The organism is Synechococcus sp. MVIR-18-1, assembly GCF_014279835.1.
In the GTDB taxonomy this organism is placed as follows: Bacteria; Cyanobacteriota; Cyanobacteriia; order PCC-6307; family Cyanobiaceae; genus Synechococcus_C.
Map to the genome: position 1 here is coordinate 236,319 of NZ_CP047942.1, position 17,579 is coordinate 253,897.

At 51.2% G+C, this 17,579-nt stretch carries 17 protein-coding genes and 2 pseudogenes; 9 read left to right on the top strand and 10 right to left on the bottom strand.

Features of this window, described 5'->3' with window-relative positions; all coding sequences use genetic code 11:
* Positions 1-108: 108 nt before the first annotated feature.
* Positions 109-975: an alpha/beta fold hydrolase gene (locus tag SynMVIR181_RS01200; RefSeq protein WP_255444483.1), complete on the top strand. Its 867-nt coding sequence runs from the start codon at positions 109-111 to the stop codon at positions 973-975.
* Between the two features lie 56 nt (positions 976-1,031).
* On the top strand, positions 1,032-1,892 hold the full coding sequence (locus SynMVIR181_RS01205; RefSeq protein ID WP_186589710.1) for a galactose mutarotase: 861 nt from the start codon (positions 1,032-1,034) through the stop codon (positions 1,890-1,892).
* Here SynMVIR181_RS01205 and SynMVIR181_RS01210 read toward each other — a convergent pair.
* Positions 1,867-3,084, bottom strand: a complete 1,218-nt coding sequence (locus tag SynMVIR181_RS01210; protein ID WP_186589711.1) for an FAD-binding oxidoreductase — start codon at positions 3,082-3,084, stop codon at positions 1,867-1,869. The two genes, SynMVIR181_RS01205 and SynMVIR181_RS01210, sit on opposite strands and share 26 nt — an antisense overlap.
* Positions 3,085-3,140: 56 nt before the next feature.
* On the opposite strand from SynMVIR181_RS01210, the gene SynMVIR181_RS01215 reads away from it, so the two are divergent.
* Positions 3,141-4,526, top strand: a complete 1,386-nt coding sequence (locus SynMVIR181_RS01215; RefSeq protein ID WP_186589712.1) for a four-carbon acid sugar kinase family protein — start codon at positions 3,141-3,143, stop codon at positions 4,524-4,526.
* Here the strand turns inward: SynMVIR181_RS01215 and SynMVIR181_RS01220 are convergent.
* Together SynMVIR181_RS01220 and SynMVIR181_RS01225 are read right to left on the bottom strand one after the other, a co-directional pair.
* Positions 4,523-5,797, bottom strand: a complete 1,275-nt coding sequence (locus SynMVIR181_RS01220; RefSeq protein ID WP_186589713.1) for a (Fe-S)-binding protein — start codon at positions 5,795-5,797, stop codon at positions 4,523-4,525. The genes SynMVIR181_RS01215 and SynMVIR181_RS01220 overlap by 4 nt on opposite strands.
* Positions 5,798-5,831: 34 nt before the next feature.
* Complete coding sequence (locus tag SynMVIR181_RS01225; protein ID WP_186589714.1) at positions 5,832-7,256, bottom strand: NADP-dependent isocitrate dehydrogenase; 1,425 nt, start codon at positions 7,254-7,256, stop codon at positions 5,832-5,834.
* Between the two features lie 97 nt (positions 7,257-7,353).
* On the opposite strand from SynMVIR181_RS01225, the gene SynMVIR181_RS13430 reads away from it, so the two are divergent.
* The gene (locus tag SynMVIR181_RS13430) at positions 7,354-7,512 is read left to right on the top strand and encodes a glycosyltransferase (RefSeq protein ID WP_370593859.1); all 159 of its coding nucleotides are present in this window, start codon (positions 7,354-7,356) and stop codon (positions 7,510-7,512) included.
* A 52-nt stretch (positions 7,513-7,564) separates the two neighbouring features.
* Here the strand turns inward: SynMVIR181_RS13430 and SynMVIR181_RS13435 are convergent, their stop codons facing one another.
* On the bottom strand, positions 7,565-7,792 hold the full coding sequence (locus tag SynMVIR181_RS13435) for a hypothetical protein (protein ID WP_370593860.1): 228 nt from the start codon (positions 7,790-7,792) through the stop codon (positions 7,565-7,567).
* A gap of 16 nt (positions 7,793-7,808) precedes the next feature.
* On the opposite strand from SynMVIR181_RS13435, the gene SynMVIR181_RS01235 reads away from it, so the two are divergent.
* The 4 genes from SynMVIR181_RS01235 to SynMVIR181_RS01250 all read left to right on the top strand — a co-directional run bounded on the left by SynMVIR181_RS01235 (position 7,809) and on the right by SynMVIR181_RS01250 (position 12,032).
* The gene (locus SynMVIR181_RS01235) at positions 7,809-8,270 is read left to right on the top strand and encodes a hypothetical protein (RefSeq protein ID WP_186589715.1); all 462 of its coding nucleotides are present in this window, start codon (positions 7,809-7,811) and stop codon (positions 8,268-8,270) included.
* A gap of 73 nt (positions 8,271-8,343) precedes the next feature.
* Positions 8,344-9,057: a heme oxygenase (biliverdin-producing) gene (locus SynMVIR181_RS01240; protein WP_186589716.1), complete on the top strand. Its 714-nt coding sequence runs from the start codon at positions 8,344-8,346 to the stop codon at positions 9,055-9,057.
* A gap of 142 nt (positions 9,058-9,199) precedes the next feature.
* Complete coding sequence (locus SynMVIR181_RS01245; protein WP_255444357.1) at positions 9,200-10,141, top strand: glycosyltransferase; 942 nt, start codon at positions 9,200-9,202, stop codon at positions 10,139-10,141.
* Positions 10,142-10,208: 67 nt separating this feature from the next.
* The gene (locus SynMVIR181_RS01250) at positions 10,209-12,032 is read left to right on the top strand and encodes an ABC transporter ATP-binding protein (protein ID WP_255444484.1); all 1,824 of its coding nucleotides are present in this window, start codon (positions 10,209-10,211) and stop codon (positions 12,030-12,032) included.
* Positions 12,033-12,037: 5 nt separating this feature from the next.
* Here the strand turns inward: SynMVIR181_RS01250 and SynMVIR181_RS01255 are convergent, their stop codons facing one another.
* Together SynMVIR181_RS01255 and SynMVIR181_RS01260 are read right to left on the bottom strand one after the other, a co-directional pair.
* On the bottom strand, positions 12,038-12,937 hold the full coding sequence (locus SynMVIR181_RS01255; protein WP_186589717.1) for a glycosyltransferase: 900 nt from the start codon (positions 12,935-12,937) through the stop codon (positions 12,038-12,040).
* A complete protein-coding gene (locus SynMVIR181_RS01260) occupies positions 12,934-13,818 on the bottom strand; it encodes a glycosyltransferase family 2 protein (protein ID WP_222929423.1) in 885 nt (294 codons plus the stop codon). The genes SynMVIR181_RS01255 and SynMVIR181_RS01260 overlap by 4 nt, the downstream gene beginning before the upstream one ends.
* Before the next feature lie 208 nt (positions 13,819-14,026).
* Between SynMVIR181_RS01260 and SynMVIR181_RS01265 the strand changes: the two genes are divergently transcribed.
* Entirely contained in the window at positions 14,027-15,358 is a 1,332-nt protein-coding gene (locus SynMVIR181_RS01265; RefSeq protein ID WP_186589719.1) for an O-antigen ligase, read from the top strand.
* Positions 15,359-15,555: 197 nt separating this feature from the next.
* Here the strand turns inward: SynMVIR181_RS01265 and SynMVIR181_RS13155 are convergent, their stop codons facing one another.
* The 4 genes and pseudogenes from SynMVIR181_RS13155 to SynMVIR181_RS13440 form a co-directional block, all read right to left on the bottom strand.
* Positions 15,556-15,705, bottom strand: a complete 150-nt coding sequence (locus SynMVIR181_RS13155) for a DUF5989 family protein (RefSeq protein ID WP_222929431.1) — start codon at positions 15,703-15,705, stop codon at positions 15,556-15,558.
* A gap of 3 nt (positions 15,706-15,708) precedes the next feature.
* Positions 15,709-16,101 (bottom strand): SxtJ family membrane protein, encoded by a 393-nt coding sequence (locus SynMVIR181_RS01270; RefSeq protein ID WP_186589720.1) that lies wholly within the window; start codon positions 16,099-16,101, stop codon positions 15,709-15,711.
* A 2-nt stretch (positions 16,102-16,103) separates the two neighbouring features.
* A pseudogene (locus tag SynMVIR181_RS13190) lies at positions 16,104-16,744 on the bottom strand (carbamoyltransferase C-terminal domain-containing protein); the annotation flags it as partial.
* Positions 16,745-16,780: 36 nt separating this feature from the next.
* Positions 16,781-17,527 (bottom strand): annotated as a pseudogene (locus SynMVIR181_RS13440) (DUF3880 domain-containing protein); the annotation flags it as partial.
* Positions 17,528-17,579: the final 52 nt, after the last annotated feature.

Below are 17,579 nucleotides of genomic sequence, written 5' to 3' on the forward strand. Positions count from 1 at the left end.
GCTGCGGAGGAATGAACAGGATGCCTAGCATCGCCGCCCGACGAACAGAGAGTGGTGGGAGAGACCTGGTGGCAGTTTGAAAACCATGCAGTGCATGGTCTTTGCCAAATGCCTGATCAGCCTGAGGCCGCGGCCCAGGCCAAAACGCGACCAGCGCTGTTGCTTGTGCATGGTTTTGGCGCTTCTACCGACCATTGGCGCCACAACATCCCCGTGCTGGCAAGCGAATACGAAGTGCATGCGCTCGATCTCCTTGGCTTCGGCCGCAGCGCCAAACCAGCAGGGCTCACCTACGGCGGTGCGCTCTGGCGCGACCAGTTGGTGGCTTATGTCCAGGAGCGGATCGGCCGCCCCACCGTGATTGCTGGAAATTCGCTCGGGGGGTTTGCTGCCTTAGCGGCTGGGGCCGCTTTAAAAGATCAGTCGGCAGGTGTGGTGCTTCTCAATGCCGCTGGCCCCTTCAGCGATGAACAGCGCGCGAAGCCCAGTGGCTGGGGCTCCATCGCTCGCCGAACGATTGGTTCAGCCCTGCTCAAAAGCCCAGTGCTGCAACGGGTGTTGTTTGAGAATTTGCGCCGGCGCTCCACGATTCGGCGCACCCTCAATCAGGTGTACGTCGATCGCACCAATGTCGACGACGCCCTGGTGGAGGCGATTCGTCTTCCGTCGCTGGATCCTGGTGCTTTTGGGGTGTTTCGCACTGTCTTTGATATTCCCAGCGGTCAACCTCTCGATGAGTTGTTTGCCCAGCTTCAATCCCCACTGTTCTTGCTCTGGGGGATCCGTGATCCCTGGATCAATGCCGCCGGACGCCGGGCAAGCTTTCAGCGCCATGCTCCGGAGAACACCCATGAAGTGGTGTTAGAAGCCGGCCATTGTCCTCATGATGAGGTCCCGGATCAGGTGAACAAGGCCCTGCTCGATTGGCTGGGTTCCCTGCAAAGCCAACCCATGAAAAGTCTCCAAGAGGATTGAAACCATGGCTGCGCGGATCACTGCCCTGTGGTCACACTGAGGAAGCTCCGGGTTTCATGGCCATGACCCTTCGTCAACTGTCAACGCCGTATACCCACTGGGAATACGTCCATCCTCAAAGTGGTGATCGCCTGCGGGTGGTGCCTGAACGCGGCGGCATTGTCACGGAATGGCTCTGCAACGGGCGAGAGATTCTTTATTTTGACCAGACGCGTTACGCCGATCCAAAGCAGAGCATCCGAGGTGGGATTCCCGTGCTCTTCCCCATCTGCGGAAACCTTCCCGGCGACCGGCTGCCTTTGAAGAGCGGTGACGCCACCCTCAAGCAGCATGGCTTTGCGCGCGGCTTGCCCTGGCAGCTGGAGCTGCTCGATGACCAAAGCGGCGTGCTTTTGTGCTTAACCGATACGGAAGAGACTCGTGCGGACTATCCGTTCCGCTTCCGTGTGGAGATGGCGGTGCGGCCGGTGAATGGTGCCCTGGAGATCACCACCACGATTGCGAATGCCAATGAAGACGGCGAGTCGATGCCGTTCAGTTTTGGTCTCCATCCCTATTTCAACGTGACCGATCTCAGTCGCACCAGCCTCGAAGGTTTGGCACCCCAGTGCCTCAACCACCTCGTGATGGCAGAGGCTGAAACCGCAGGCCAATTGAGCAGATTGCCAGAGGGGGTGGACTTTCTCACCCGCCCTGCTGGACCGGTCACCCTGGTGGATGAGGCTGCGGGAACGCGTTTGCAGCTGCAGCATCAAGCGCCCATGGATCTCACGGTGGTCTGGACCGAGCCCCCTCGCTCGATGGTCTGCCTCGAGCCCTGGACCGGCCCGCGTCAGTCCCTGATCACAGGGGACGGCAAGCTCGAGCTCGCACCTGGAGACAGTCTCCAGCTCAGCTGCCGCTATGCGCTGAGTTGAGAGGCGCTGCCACCCCGGGCAGCCGTCCTCTGCAGAGCTGTTGTTTCGGGTCAAACTGATGCTTCACGGCTTCAATCAAGGGGCGGGATGGGGCATCCAGCCAGGCGGGTAGAGCCCCTGGCTGGGTTCCAGGTTGGATCAGCGCGCTGAGCTGACCCCCTAACTCCATCACCCGCCGTCTCAGTGCTTCGATCAGGTATTCCGGTGTGGGAGAACCGCTGGGTTGCCAGGCCTCGCCGCTGCCGGCTCCAGCGGCGAGCTGCCAAGACCAGCCCTTGAGAGCCGTGCATTCGCGCGAGCTGAACAAATGCTGGAGCTGGGCGGGCGGTAGGCAGAGGCGCAGCAGCCAGGCCGGATCTTCGTGGGTGAAAGATCCTTCCGGGATGGGGGTCTCCCAGGGCATGCGCTCTGTGCTTAGCCCCTGCTGGTCAGCGAGTGTCTCGAGCCGGTTGAGTTGGTCGACGACCGCACCATCACTGATGCTGGCCACGCCCAGCAGGATCTTTGCGCCCTGGTCCGGGCGCAGCTCCCAATCCATCCATTCGGGTGTGAAGCTGCTGCCCACCACTGCGGCTCGGAAGGCTTCGAGTTGGCTGACATCACCGTCCAGGACCAGCTGACCGCGTGGTTCACGAATCGGTTGCACGCGCAAGGTGAGCGCGCTGATCAAGGCGAGGCTGCCCCAGCTGCCGCAGAGCAGTCGCATTAGGTCATAGCCCGCCACGTTTTTCACGACCCGCCCGCCCGCACGGGCGCTCACCCCATCGCTGCGGATCAAGCTGATGCCAATGATCTGGTCGCGCACGCCTAAGTGACGTTGGCGCAGACCTCCAGACAACCCCCTGGCCACAAGTCCGCCGATCGTTCCCGCCGATGAAGGCGAGGCCATGCTGCTGCCCCAGGGCCAGTTGAGCGGCAGCCATTGCTGATGCTCGGCCAGGGCTGCCTGGAGGTCGGCCAAGGGCATGCCGGCATCCACGGTGATCGTGAGGTCATCAACCGCGTGGTCAATGATTCCGGACAGCTCGCGCATGCTCAGCACCGGCCCCGAATCTGCGGCGAGGGGAGGGCCCCAGTGCAGACGGCTGCCCAGGCCGGAGGGGACCCAGGGCCGTCCTTCGGCATGCAGGTCGGCGATGAGTTGGCCAAGCTCCTCAAGAGACTTGGGTGCTAGTACCGCTGTGGAGGACATCCCTTGTTCAGGCACGTGAGCGACCAGGCCAGATCAATACAACAACCGATCGTGCCATGAAGATTGTCGTAATCGACGACGATCCCACCGGTTCTCAGACGGTGCACAGTTGCCCGCTGCTGTTGCGTTGGGATCAAGCGGCATTGCGTAAGGGATTAGGCCATCCCTCGCCGTTGCTGTTTGTGTTGGCGAACACGCGGGCGCTCACGCCTGAGGCCGCGGCATCCCGCATCCGCGAGATTGTGGACGCTCTGGTGCTGGCCATGGCCGCTGAAGGCCTTCAGGAGCATGAGCTGCTGCTCGTGAGCCGCGGTGATTCCACCCTGCGTGGTCACGGCGTGCTCGAACCCCAGGTGCTGGCGCAGGCCTGGGAGGAGCACTTCGCTGCGGTGGATGCCACCTTGCATGTGCCTGCATTTTTAGAAGGAGGGCGCACCACCGTGAACGGGGTGCATCTGCTCCATGGAGAGCCTGTGCACACCACGGCGTTTGCCCGAGATCGCCTGTTTGGTTACGGCACGAGTGATCTGGCGGAGTGGCTCGAAGAAAAGAGTGCTGGCCAGATCGCTGCAGACGCAGTGGTGCGAATCCCGCTTGCGTTGCTGGAAGCAGAGCGAGCGGAGGATCTCTTGGCTTGTCTTGAGGCGTTAGACGCCAACAGATCTGTTGTCGTCGATGCGACCCACCCTGAGCATCTCCGGGCGCTCGGAGTCGCAATCCGCCGGCTGCAGGGGCGCAAGCGTTTCTTGTTCCGTTCAGCGGCAAGCCTGCTTAATGGCCTGGTGGATTCCGGTCCATCGCCCTTGGGACCCCAGCCCCTGGATGCCAGCGGCCTGGTGGGCTTGCGTCGCCGGGATCCCTTGGGTCAGACGCTCCCTGGCTTGGTGGTGGTGGGCTCCCACGTGGCCTTGGCAGATCAGCAGTTGAAAGATCTGCTGGCCAATGCGCGTTGCCGCGGCATTGCGTTGCCGGTGGCTCGCATCGCCAGGGTGCTGGAGGGAGGATCTTCTGATTGGCTCCTGCCGGATATGGAGGCTGAATGGCGCAGTCAGCTGGAGCTGGCGCTGGAGGAGGGGCTCACGCCAGTGCTGTTTTCTAGTCGTGGTGAATTGGAGTTTGGAGCAGGTGCGGCGGCGCGGCGGTTGCGCTTTGGAATGGAGCTCGCATCCTTGATGGCCCGTTTGCTGGCCGGGGTGGCACCGCGGCTTGGCTATCTGATCAGCAAAGGAGGCATCACCACCGGCACCCTGCTTGTGGAGGGGCTTGGCCTCGAGGCTGTGCAGCTGGAGGGGCAGCTCTTGCCAGGCTTGTCGCTCGTGCGCCCCATCGCTGGTCCCAGCGATCCACTGCCGGTGATCACCTTTCCAGGCAATCTCGGTGAGCCAGACACTCTCACCGAGGCTTGGCGTTGGCTCGAAGGCTTGAAGGGTGAAGGGCTTTAGGACTTGCTTGGCGTAGCGCTGAACGGCCCCACACCAGCGGAGCGTGCGAGCAGTTCCATCGGGTGCTCCACCTTGGGGCCGTCTTGGCTGAGGTAACGCCTCAGTTGCAGGCTGCAACCGATGTTGGCGCTAGCCACAATCTCGGCTCCGGTGCTGCTGAGGTCGTCGGCTTTGAGTTGGCCGAGTTCTGCGGCCTCGTCGGGTTGTACCAGGTTGTAGATGCCGGCACTCCCGCAACACACTCCGGCTTCTGTGGCTTCTTTGAGCCTGAGTTGGGGAATGGCACGCAGCAAGTCCCTGGGCTGGGCGGCAATCCCCTGGCCATGGATCATGTGGCAGGCGTCGTGATACGCCACCGTGCAGGGCAGCGGCCTGAGCGCTTGTTGAAACGACTCTGAAAGCCCGCGATTCGCCAGGAATTCATGCACGTCCATCACCGGTGCTGTGAAGTTGTCTTCTCCATCGAGAAGCTCCCCATAGGCCTTCATGGTGTGCCCGCAGCCGGAGGCGGCCACGAGCACGGCATCCAGGGCCTCCTCTGAAAAGCTCTGCACCAAGGCGCTGGCCAGTTCCTGGGTTTGTTGGAGTTGGCCTTGGTGATGGCTCACCGCCCCGCAGCAGCCTTGATCGGCTGGAATCACCACCTCGAAGCCATTGGCCTGCAAAACGGCAACAGTGGCCTCATTCACCCCTGGATCAAAGCAACGTTGCACGCAACCAAGCACCAAGCCCACCCGTCCCCGTTGCTTGCCGTGTGCTGGATTCACCCGCGGGAAACGATCGGTAAACCCTTCAGGCGGCAAAGGAGGCAAGAGCGCTTCCATCGCTGCCAGTTGTGGACCCAGCAGCCGTAACAGCCCCGTTCTCCGCGTGAACCGCTGTAGCTCTGTGCCGGCATAGGCGCGCAAGGGCTGCAGAACAGCGCGCAGGCGGTTGGGGTAGGGCAGCACCATCAGCAGCAGCTGCCGGAAACTGGTTTGCCAGCTGCTGCGGAACTCCGGTTGGTTGAGCTTTGGGCGGGTCGCTTCAATCAGCTGGTCGTAACGCACGCCTGATGGACAGGCGGTCACGCAGGCGAAGCAGCCCAAGCAGCTGTCGAAATGGCTGGCCACCGTGGCATCCATCTCCAGCTCTCCAGCCTCGATTGCTTTGAGGGTGTGGATGCGCCCGCGCGGGGAATCCATCTCCGTGCCAAGCACCCGGTAGCTGGCGCAGGTGGGCAAACAAAATCCGCAGTGAACGCAGGGGTCGCTTGGGTCGACAAAAGCCATAGGCCGATTCTGACCTGAATCGGCCTGTAGGTGATCAAAAGCGCTCGATGATCGCGTCTGCAAAGCCACTGCAGCTCACTGGATCCACTTTGGGTTCCATCAGTCGGGCGAGGTCATAGGTGACCTGCTTGTCCTTGATGGCTGCGCTGAGCCCCTTGGTGATCAGGTCGGCCGCCTCTTGCCAGCCGAGGAATTCCAGCATCATCACGCCGCTCAGGATTACGGACCCGGGGTTGATGCGATCCAGTCCTGCGTGCTTGGGGGCGGTGCCATGGGTGGCCTCAAAGATGGCGGCTGTTTCGCCGATGTTGGCTCCAGGGGCCATGCCAAGACCTCCCACCATCGCGGCGGCGGCATCGGAGATGTAATCGCCATTGAGGTTGAGGGTGGCCAGGATCGAATACTCCTGGGGGCGGGTTTGGATTTGCTGGAAAATGCTGTCGGCGATGCGGTCGTCCACCAGCACCATGCTTTTCCATTTGCCATAGCCGTGGCTTTCGCCAATCGTTGCGAGCACCTCCCGCACTTCCGAATCGATCGTCTCTTTTTTCTCGGGCGTGAGGCTGTCGTAGCCGGGCTCAATCATGCGCGCATTGTCCTGGGCGCTGAGCGAGTGATCGCGGTCGAGATTGTCGAGAATCCAGCTCTCACGTTCGGTGATACAAACATCGCGGAATTCAGTGGTGGCTAGCTCATAGCCCCAGTCGCGGAAAGCACCTTCCGTGAATTTCATGATGTTGCCTTTGTGCACAAGCGTCACGTGACGCTTGTTCCCTTCCAGGCGCAGCGCGTGTTGGATCGCTTTGCGGATGTGGCGCTGGCTGCCGTGCTTGCTCACGGGCTTGATCCCGATGCCCGATCCTTCTGGGATTTGCCGCTTGCCGAGCTTGCCGTTGGCAGGAATAACCACCTCATTGAGGTGCTTGCGCAGTTCTTGGCCGATCGGATCGTCGGCTTCCCACTCAATTCCCATATAGATGTCTTCCGTGTTTTCTCGGTAGACGATCACGTCAAGGTCTTGGGGGCGCTTGTGGGGACTGGGGGTGCCTTCGTAGTAGCTGCAGGGCCGGACACAGCAGTAGAGATCGAAAATTTGTCGCAGGGCGACATTCAGCGAGCGGATTCCGCCACCCACTGGCGTGGTGAGGGGGCCTTTGATGGCCACGCCGAAGCTGCGGATCGCTTCCAGGGTGTCTTCTGGAAGATATTGATAGGTGCCATAAAGATCACAGGCCTCATCACCGGCATAGACCTTGAACCATTCGATCGTTTTTTGGCCTTTGTAGGCCTGAGCCACAGCCGCATCGAGCACCTTTTGGGTGGCGGGCCAGATGTCCACTCCGGTGCCGTCTCCGCGAATGAAAGGGATGATCGGATCGTTCCCCACCACGGGTTGGCCGTTTTCGAAGCGGATTGCTGTGCCCTTGATCGGGGCGGTGAGCTTCTCAAACTGAGCCATGGAGGGGTCGCTGCCTGGCGGCATTTTGGATTGGGCGAGCTTATGACTCGGCGGGTGCTCTCTTAAGTTCCTCTTGATTCCCTCTCCACGATCCAGGGTGAAACCTGAAGGTGTCTGGATCGTGGCCGCTTGTTTCAACGAGCAGGCTGTGATCACCGCGATTATTGAGCGCGTGCTCGCCGTACCAGGTGTGGAGCGATTGGTGTTGATCGACGATGGCTCAAGCGATGACACCGTGTCGCAGATTCGGGTCTAGCAAGAGCGACAGGTCCAACTCGCTTCAGACGCTCCTGTCTCCGTGTTCGAGCTCACTCGTGATATTGGGAAAGAGGAGCGATTTTGGCCGGTCTCGATAACATTCGCGGTGACTGTGCGGCTGCGGTGCTGATCGATTCCGATCTGAAGGTGTAGCGGGCCTGACCGGGATATCCGATGCGTCCTTCAAGACTGAACCGAGTGAGGGGAGCTGCCAGGGGTTTGTTGTCGCTGTGGATGAACCGTAACGGCAGCTGGCGCAAGCCCTGCTGAAGCTTCACCCTTGGTTCAGAGGCGATGAACCCTGTGAATGCAGCGGCAGCGGTCCATAGCGTGGCTTTGGCTCAGACTTTGGCTTCCAGCGTCACGCTGGTGAGACGGCAGTTCCCTGCGGCGCAGCCGAATTTGAGCCCTTGGCGTGATGACCCTTGCACCCGCCATTGGGACGAGGCCGCAACCTTGGATTTGGCCTTCGATTTCCCAGGCTGGAGTCCGCGGCTGCAGTGCCGCAGTTTGTTGCTGCAGTTACGGCTCAAGCCGGAGGGGGAAGGGATGGACTCGTCTTGCCCATCCCTTCTTGGCGTGGTGATGCGTGGCATGACCTTTGATGGCGAACGTTGGCGTTTGGCAACGGTGGGCGATTGGTTGCCGGCTGGCCCCCATCTACCCCATAGGGATCAGGTGGAGCAGCTGCAATTGATCTGTCGAGAGTTGTTTGAAGTGTTCGAACAGGGTGTGCTCAATCGCACTAGTTCTTAACCCTTCGCAACTGATCAGGGCCATCTCAAGAAACTGAATTTAAGGTCGTTCAATCGCTTCGTTTTTCACTCGTATGTCCGTCGCTCTGGCTACCCAGCTCCGGGAAGGAACGAAAAAGTCACACACCATGGCCGAGAACACCGGCTTCGTGAGCTGCTTCCTGAAGGGTGTGGTGGACAAGCTGAGCTATCGCAAGTTGGTGGCAGATCTCTTCTTTGTCTATGAAGCCATGGAAGAGGAGATGCATCGACTCAAGGATCACCCCGTGTTGGCCCCGATTGCCTTTGAACAGCTCGATCGCGTCACAGCCCTTGAGGAAGACCTCGCTTTCTATTTCGGGCCTGAGTGGCGTCAACAGATCGAAGCCTCTCCTGCGGCAACGGAGTATGTCGCTCGGATTCGTGAAGTCGCTCAGACCGCGCCTGAGTTGCTTGTGGGTCATCACTACACCCGCTACCTGGGCGATCTCTCCGGCGGACAGATCCTTAAGAACATTGCTCAGAAGGCGATGAATAACCCCACCGATGATGGACTGCACTTTTACGTGTTTCCTGAAATCGCGGACGAAAAAGCCTTCAAGACCACCTACCGCTCGGCGATGGATGCCTTGCCGATTGACCAGGCCATGGCGGATCGCATCGTAGAGGAGGCCAATCAGGCATTTCACTTGAACATGAAAATGTTCCAGGAGCTTGAAGGTAATCTTGTGGCTGCCATCGGAAAGGTTCTGTTTGGTTTCCTTACCCGCCGACAGCGTGCAGGAAGCACGGAGGCAGCGACTGCTTAAGTCATTAAGAACTTCTGATCAGTCAATCTCATTTCAGCGCATTCGGGTTCTAGTACCTGGTACTGGCGCCCGATTTAGATGTGGTGGGTTAAGTGTTGCTCTTCAAACTGCACGGATTTTTGGGAGCTTGTTAACTACTGAGGTGGTTACATATCGTGAGAGGCAAGAAAATCATCCTTACTTAGATGATCTTTTGGAAATCATGCCAAAAGATGATGATTCCCTTTGGTTGGTGAGTTGGGGGTTTGATGTTCCTCAATTGCTCAGAAAGCTTCATCGTCGCAGTGTTCTGTATCAAGCTCATAGCAGTGGATATCGATTTGATTTGCCTCCTGGTATTCCTATAGTTGCTGTAAGTCGCAATACTTTGGGTTATTGGGCTGATAAGACCCCTCGTAACCCAGTCTTTTTGGTTCCAAACGCCCTGGAGCCACAGTGGTTGGAAAGAGGTGATCGCTCGAATTTACGAGAACGTCCGATTGATGTTCTCGTACAGCTTAGAAAAAGTAGTCCGTATGTTTTAAATAAACTTGTTCCTGCACTTCAAGCGAATGGCTTCAGAGTTGAGGTTCAACATGGCTGGGTTGATGACTTAGTTGGTCTCTTCAATTCTTCAAAAGTGTATATCTATGACTCTGCAGAGTACTGGAAAGGAGTGGGAGTTTCTGAAGGATTTGGATTACCACCGATTGAGGCTTTAGCTAGTGGATGCGTTGTTTTTACAAGCTTTAATCATGCGTTAGCCGACTTATTGACACCAGATCAAACTGCATATCAAATTGGTTGTGGTAGTTTTGCTTATGATTTGCATAGAATAAAATTAGCCATTAGATCACCTCAAGACTGGCGTGCCCCTGAGGCTCAAGTTGATGAGATTATTACGCTTGTTTCGGAAGAAAGTTTGAGGAGTCGTTGGGCTTCTTTATTGCACAATTTGGAGATAGGTTTTCCATTTTGGGAAAATAGTAATGAACTTCTCATCAGCTCATCAGGTATAATATTGAAAATCAGTAGAAGATTGAATAAGCTTAAGTCCAAAATGAGACTTTTGGTAAATTCTCTCGGGTTTAGACGATCAGTTTAGTGTCTGGCGTACTCAGGCTGTTTTTACTTAGCAAACCAATACATTGAGTGAGAGTTGTGTTTTGCTGGTGCTTGGCTTAGCGGGCAGTCGATCGATTAAGGAATCACTGAGGCTATTAAGCTTCCTTCCTCGCCATCGCTTAAAAAGTATGCGATGGCTGGTTTTGCTTTCATTAGTTCCAGGATTTTTGGATTTTGCCTCGATAGCGGTTGTTGGTCGTTTGACAGGGGCATTGATTGGTGGAAGCTTAAGTAATATTCTTCCTGGTATACGAGTTTTTGGTGGTGGTCAATTACAGCAATCATTATGGCTTGTAGCGCTTTTTATATTTTTAACTTGGTTGCAGTCTGCAATTAGGATTGTCTTACGCATTGTCCAAGAGAGAACAGCAAGCGGCATCTGGTTAGATCTATCTGATCAAATTTTTGCGGGAATTATTCGTCAACCATACGAATACCACCTCTCTACAAATCTTTCAAAAGTTTCATCTGATTTATTGGGAAATCTGGAATGCCTTTTGAAGGAAATTGTTACTCCAATATTGCGAGGAGTAAGCAATCTTGTTTCAATCGTCATTCTTACTATCGGAATTGTTTATATAGGGAAATCGATTGCTCTTGGGTTGCTTACTACTATGATTGCGAGCTATATAATTATGTCTGTAGTTATGACACCGGCGCTTCGAATCGCGTCGGCTCAAAAGGTACGTACAAGAGAACTTTATACTCAAACTTTTTTCGAAGTGTTCAAGTCAATTAAGGATGTAAAATTGGTTGGAGTTGAGGATTATTTTTCTAGGAGATTTAGGGAATCGACTCTTGAGTTCAAGCAGGCAGACACTTTATCCCTTGTTTTGCCTGAGCTTCCGAGAATGCTCATAGAACCTTTAGGTATTACTGCCATCTTTGCCTTAGGAGTATTGCCAAGAATCCTTTCAGGAGATCGTCAGCAAATCTTAGAAATTTTGCCATTCTTAGCTGCTCTGTCTATAGGAGCTTTACGTCTAGCCAAGCCCTTACAAGATTTTTTCACGGCTGTTTCAAAACTAAGAGGTGGATTGCCAGAGCTATCTATTATTAATGAATTACTTATTCTAAATAACGCTAAAGATGTTAATAAGTTTAATATTTCCTCTCCAGATGGGATTTTCCCCTTACGTACGATATCGTTAAATTCAGCATCATATCATTATCCAAATTCTAAAAAATTGGTTTTAGATAATATCAATATCTCAGTTCCTGTTGGCTCACGAGTTGCATTTGTTGGGCCAACTGGAGGTGGTAAAAGTACAGCTGCTTACTTATTATTAGCTCTTTTAAACCCTCAGAAAGGTTCACTAAAGCTTGACGGGATAGATGTTGACTTGACTGATGTCAAGTCATGGCATAATTGCTGCTCTCAAGTCCCTCAGAACATTCAGCTCTTAGATAAGTCTGTTATGCAAAATATTGCTTTTGGGATCGAGGAAGAAGTTATAAATGTTGAACGTGTGTGGGACTCTTTAGAGTCAGCGCAACTTGCGGAATTTGTGAGTGAATTGCCTTTTGGGCTACATTCTCTACTGGGTGAAAATGGGATTAACCTCTCTGGTGGACAAAGGCAAAGAATTGCACTAGCTCGAGCTTTCTATAGGGATTCGAAATTTTTAGTTCTTGATGAAGCAACCAGTGCTCTTGACAACAAGACTGAATCTGATGTCATTCAATCACTTGAAATTGTCGGGAGACGTTGTACAACCGTTGTAATTGCTCATCGTCTTTCCACTATACAAAGATGTGATCGTATATACGAATTTGATAATGGCAAAATCGTTTGCTCAGGCAATTACCAAGAGCTTCAACAACGATCAGAAAGCTTTAGGAACTTAGTGAGGCTGCAAGACTCATATTAGTATAATTACTCCCGAGATGATTTCTTTAATCGTAAAAATAATCTTGTCCACTCCGGAATGACTGAGATTCTCAACATAAGTAGAAATAGTATTAATCTTATCTTCTGCCTTAAAGGAACTGATATTCTAATCACTTTAAAAAATTCTTTGATAAATGGTCGTAAATGTAGTAAAAGTGCAATCAGTTCTCTTATAATGTTCCCCTTTGCTCGATCAAACTGGCCACCGAGTAATCGTTTGCACTTTATCATATGCGCCTTTTTGTCTCGAGCTGGATGCATGGCAATACAGCTTTTCTCATAGAGAACAACTGTTCCTATCTTTTGATTAGCTTTTAGACAAAAATCACGATCTCCTCCAGATTTTAAAGTTGAATTGAAGCCATTTAATTCTAGGATATCTTCACTTCTTACCCATAAGTTTGCAGTGATTCCATATTTACCCCCCTGAACAAACTTTTTTTGTGTCATTCCAAAATATATATCTGTCAGATCGGCTAAGTTTGGGGGTGAACAAGATGGGATGATTTCTACTTCTCCGGCGATAATGATTGATCTTTCCATTTGATTTGACTTTGACAAAAAACTAGTTACCCCTTGTTCTATCCAGTCTTCTTTTAGGACACAGTCGGCATCAGTGAAGGCCACAAGATTCGATTTAATAAGTGATAAGGCTTTATTCCTAGCAGCATATGATCCAGGTGTTACACATTGAATTAGATGGCATGGAAATGATGTGTCTGGCAGCCGGATAGGTATTTCTGAATGATTATCTACTACGATGACTTGGATCAGCTCCAGGTTGATCGTTTGTTTGCTTAATGAAAGTAATAGTTGATCAAGACCAGTCTGATCATTGTAAACTGGAATGATAATATCAAGATTTGTGGTTAATGATTCAATCATTTTTGTCGGGATTTCTGATGATCAGTCATAATTGGGGGGATTACTCTTGTGATTCCTGATCGCCCAATCATTGTTGCAATACAGTATATAAGGCCTTGCAGAGAAGGTTTTCTTGCTAGCCTAAAAAGTGGTTGAAGTAAATTCAGTAGATAGTAAAAGATTCCCAATTGCTGTCTTCTAATTAGCTCAAAGCGACCTTCTCCATACTTTAATGATCTCAGATAGGACACTTGCGAGGAGTGATGATCAATCAGTATTCCTGGATAGGTTATTAATATTGCATTCGTTCTAAACATTCTTATTAAAAAGTCTGTTTCTTCATTTGATATTATAGTGTGGTCGCCAGGCCCAATCGTTTCATCGAAAATCATAGATATTCTTGATAGCGAACTTCGTTTGCAGAAAATGTTTGATGTCTCGGCTTTGGAATTAAATACGTCTAGAATATTTTTAATAGTCTTTACATGGGCCTTGTTATCCCCGCCATGACGGCTTGAGGGTAATCGTCTTTTCTGGCCAATAATAATGTCGGCAAGTGGATTGATGTGAAATGCGTCTTTTATCTTGCCTACTGTATCATTCACGAAAATACAATCGTCATCTGGGAAGGCAATAATATCTGTCTGCAGCAACTTGGCTCCAAGATTTCGGGCTTTAGATGCTGATTTGAACGTGACTCGACGATGCTCAATTAGCAGTTTATTTGACCAACGAATGATTACTTGATCTAAGAAGCCATATTTATTCTGATCTATGACTACGATTTTCTCAGGGATATTGGGTTGATTCCAAATTGATTCTAATAACTGATTGAGTTCACTTGTTCTTCCATAGGTTGGAATGACTAGGCCAAGGGTTTCGGGACGGTTATTGATTTCCATTGATTTGGAATTCTTAGATTCATCGTAATTGAGCATAGGGTTGCAGTTTGTTTTTTATTGTAATTTGAAAGATTGTTTATTGATTGATGATATCTATAGCATTGCCTGGCTTATTTTTATGTAGCTTTTGAATTGGTTCTCTTCGTCTTGTGCTCAACATGAGGTTGTTGACATTATCGCAGTACACATCCCTGGCTCGTGAATTCTAGTGGCTAGTACCCCTATCCTGATGAGTGGCTTGATAGGATTAAGTAATAATGTATTGTTTGCCGTGAAGCTTGCCATTCGTCGATATATGTTGACATTCGGATTTGCGTTTTGGTTATGGGCCTTTCTTTTTGCTCGTATTCCCTTGGCTGTCATTCAGGACCTTGTAGGCTTGGATTCGCGTCCATTCGTATTGATCAATTTGATCAGCGTAGGGATTGCTGCGTTCATTATTTTTGACAAGGGCTTGGCTACTCATAGAGTTTTGTTGAGTCGATGGATGTTGATTGGTGTTGGAGCTTTTGTTGGTTTTTGGCTTATATATCTCTTAAGGTTGCTTTTTGATAGTTATATAATTCCAATAGAATTCTTTCAAAGCTCTTTTGCTTTAGTTAAGAGCTTTGTGAATACTACCTTAGTCCCGATAGTGTGCCTTCCATTGATTTTAAGTGTAAGCCCCAACAGGTATTCTTTAGATTTGTGTGTTGGATTGGGAAGCCTTTCGGTGCTCTCAGGTGAGATTGCTTATGTCACTCGTCCGGTTGTTGATCGTCTTTTTGATACTCGTTTTAGCTTTGAGGATCTTAATCCTATACCTGCTGGTTACTCATCTGCTTCGCTTGTTATCTTGGGCATCTTGATTCTTTTTCTGGGTAGGCACTATTTGCAGAGATCTGATGCTTTTTGGTGTCGGACGAATGCAATCTTTGCGATATTGGTAGGACTTTGGGGTATCCAGCTGTCTCAAACGAGAAGTGCTTTCCTGTCGATTATTCCTATGTTTATATTTTGCCTCTATGCACTTTGGCTGGCTCGCCGCGAGTTGGGATGGTTGTTCTCTGGAGGATTAGCTCTTTTCATAGCATTGTGTGCTCCTTTGGTTGTTGGTCTGCTGGGACGTGGTATCTCGAGTGACCCAAGCGTTGTTGGTCGTCTTATTTTAATTAAGGAGTCTTTCCACTTGATCATCCAACATCCTTTTTTAGGGACTGGTTTTCAATCGCAAGGCTTGCTCAAATCGGTAGCAGAACCTCTTCCTTTGTGGTACCCTCATAATCTGTTCTTGGAAACCTATTTGATCGGCGGATTATTTTTATTATTACTGTTGTTGATGTTCATATCTATTGTATTGAAACAGGGTTCGATTTGCCTTCGAAGCCATGATTTTCAGGATCACGATAGTCTTATGCTCTCTGCTGTTTTCTTCCTCTGGGTCCAGGCATTTATTCATTCTTTGTTCTCTGGACATCTAGCTCTGATTCCTGGCTTTTGGGTAGGAGGAATGATCGTTATCATTCTTGGATCGCAAAAACTCTCCGTTCAATATGACTAGTTTGCTGGCCTCGTCAATGTTCTTGGTCAAACAGTTGAAGTTCTAATCATTGTTGGCTTGCATGATCTATTCCCTAAGGCTATATATTCGGCTTTGGTGTTTCCTTGCTTGCTGCTCTGCGCTTTTGAAGTGTAAAATTCTATAGTGAGTCGCAGGTATGCTGCAAGATAAGTATATGATTTGAATCAATAAATTGACTAAATAAAGGGTGCAACGACTGACCCCTGGGTGAAGAGAAGTAGCGCTCCTATGAAAACAATCGTGATAATCAAAGGTGCTAACCAGTACTTCTTGCGGACTTTCGTAAAGTCCGAGATGTCCCTGGTGAGATCAAGAAATGCTTCAATTATTCAAAAGATGCGTGTGGTGTCGATGTGTTTGTTTGATATAATCTCTCTGTAGGTCTTTAAACTTTTTCGTTGTTCCCTTAGGGGATCATATCTGTAGAGGCGCATGATGTAGGCATTTGGTTGGAGCACTACTACGAAAACCAGGCCGAGGATGATATAGCTGTTTATCCAGCCAAGGGCATCTCCAAGTGCCATCCAGCCTTTGTATGGGTAATGAAGAAGTTGGGGTGCGGTAAGTCCGAGGATTAGTCCAGGTATGCCTACCCTAAGTGTCCATGCTCTAAATCCATGGCCAGTAAAGGTAGGCAATATCCAACCGATCAATATGGGGAATGCTAATCCAATTAGTAAGCAGAACTCACGAAGTTGTTTTTTGGAAATTGTTTCTTTCATAATCAATCGAGTTCAAATTCGTCCATCCAGGTCTCATCTTCCTCGGCCTTGGGTTGTTCAGTCTTGAAATGAGTCTAATTTTGCGGCACTAATATTCATCTCAGTTCTCATATAGCATCGATAGGCACTTGAGGTGTGCATACAATTGGCCCCCTCTAACGTTGTAAGAAGTATTGACGAGTGTTGGACAGCTTGTTCTTTGTTTGAAGGCGTTAATTAGATCGTAGTAGCGAGGGTTTGTTCTTCTGCTGACTGTTTGTACCCTTGCTGAGTAATCAACGTGTGTGACTGCAGGAAGTGATGACCTCGGGATATTGAGTTTTTCGATGCTAAAAAGTTTATTTTCTTCCTCGGCATTTGCTTGCAAAGTTCTTTCTTTACTGGCGCGACAAGGAGCATGTAGGGACTATTTGAATTCATTTCAAATTGATTGCTGACGTCTTCTTCCAGTACTGAAGGGGCAAAGGGTCGAAAGCTTTCTCTATATTTGATTTTTCTGTTCATTGCGCTCTGCATCTTCTGGTTGCGCGGATCGCCCAGGCTTGATCTTGCTACCCAGTCATCTTGGCCCAAATTCCATCGGACCATTGAACCAGCCGATTACACGCCCATTTTCAAGTTGTTTTGCGAGTCTTTCAAATAACCCTGGATTCTCGAGCAAATGATTCACGCGCTCCCGCAATTGGGCAGGCGTACTAAAGAAGCCTTCGTCCGGGTAATGGGGTAAGAGAGCACGGTGCTCGCTGGAGTCTTGATAAACCCCGCAACCACCGATGGCTCCGATTTCGTAAGAGCGATCAGTCGATAGGACCCCATTGGCTTGACGAAGGAGCCCTAGAACAATGCCTGCATTGTGAATTTCCTGGCAGTAGGCCTCACCGGTGACAGCTGGCTGGACGTCCCAGCCGGGAGTGTTCAGGCCTCTCCAGTTATTTCCATGGATACGCCTCCGTACTTCTGGCAGATCTTGGAGAGCCTCCAGCCAGGGCAGGCGCTCTGCTGCACCAGTGCCCACGAAGAGCACGTCTGCAGTTTGGTTTTTTGATTTCTCTATGGGTGGATGATGCAGGGCTGGGTCATAAGCGAAAGGCAACCAGCTGATGGAAGGAGCCCCGGCTTTCTCTAACCGTTTGCAGCGAGCCTGCTTTGTGCTGAAAATATGGTCGTAGTGGCGAAGGTTTCGCAGAAAGCTGCGGCGGCGATGAATCGGATTCCAGGGGTCGTCTGTGAGGTAGTTAGCGATTCGCCCACCTCCCTCCTTGATCGCATTGAAGATTGAGGTTTGGAAAGGAAGGATGCCGGTCACCAAAACCAGCCTTGGTTGCATCGTTCGGATTGTCTCTTTCAACTTCCGCTGAAAGTCCCACCATTCCCAACTGCGTCGATCGGCTAGGCGGTAAAACAATTTTCCCCTCAGCCTCTGCATAGAAGGCGAAAACTTTGGAGCTGGAGAGCTGTATGTCACACACAAATCTCTT